We start from the raw sequence: 980 nt of genomic DNA, 5'->3' as shown, positions 1-980 counted from the left end.
GGGCAACTCAGCGCCGCATCTCGACTGTAGAGGCCAGCTTTGCCGCTTCCTGAAAGCTGACGTCGCAGGCGACCACGCTGGCGGTCGTGGTGGCGTCGGCGCGAAAGGTCGACGCTCAACCGAGTACATGGTGCGCCTTGCCGGACGAGGCAAACGGAAATTTCAGCAGCTGCGTCCTTCTATTAAACGCGAGAGCGAGCCATGATGCCCATCGTAATCATCCCGAGACAATTCATCCCAAAGGGAAGCGAAACGGGCGTATGCGCAGCTGGGTGACAAGGTTCTGGCGCTCGCTTTCCGCCGGCGGCCTCGCTTTGGGCACGCTGTTCTTCGTCGCCTCGCTTACTCCGACGCTCATTCCCCGCACCTACCTGACCCAAGGCGTGCTGTCCGGGGCATGTTTCGCCGTCGGATACGGCATCGGAGTCGCCTGGCGCTGGCTATGGACCTATATGGAACTGCCGGAACCGCGTGAGCGGCTTCTGCTCTCTCTCAAGATTGCTGTCGCGGCCGCTTGCGCCGTCATCGCCATACTGTTTCTGTGGTGGGCGGCGGAATGGCAGAACTCGATCCGTCGACTGATGCAGCTCGAACCCGTGACGAGCGGGCATCCGGTTGAGGTCTGTTTCATTGCGATCGCTACGTTCCTGGTGGTCATCGCGCTTGCCAGGCTCTTCAAAGGTATCTCCCGTTGGTTTTCAGAAAGGTTGGGCCGCTTCGTCCCACGCAGGGTTTCGAAGGTGATCGGTTTCGCAGTCGCGATACTGTTGTTCTGGACGATGGCAAACGGTGTGCTCTTCCGCTACGTGCTGCACTTGGCCGATTCGTCCTTCGCGGCGGTTGACGCCCTCATCGAGCCGGACCGACCGCAACCTGAATCTCCGCTCAAGACCGGCAGCTCGGCTTCCCTCGTCCGCTGGAAAGAACTTGGAAGGGCAGGACGCGAATTCATCGCGACAGGACCCACCGCCGCCGAGATA

2 protein-coding genes are annotated in these 980 nt (G+C 60.8%); both read left to right on the top strand.

Going from position 1 to position 980, the window contains the following annotated elements; genetic code table 11:
- Positions 1 to 205, top strand: a 205-nt coding sequence (locus ACXJ7R_RS34285; protein WP_457155663.1) for a hypothetical protein, incomplete at its 5' end; no start/stop codon positions are given.
- Positions 206 to 260: 55 nt separating this feature from the next.
- Positions 261 to 980 (top strand): alpha/beta-hydrolase N-terminal domain-containing protein (locus ACXJ7R_RS34280; protein ID WP_457155662.1); only part of this gene is annotated, 720 nt, incomplete at its 3' end.

The organism is Mesorhizobium sp. P5_C1 (assembly GCF_054049815.1).
Note: the sequence above shows the minus strand (reverse complement) of the source record. Positions and strands in the feature narration are given on the sequence as shown.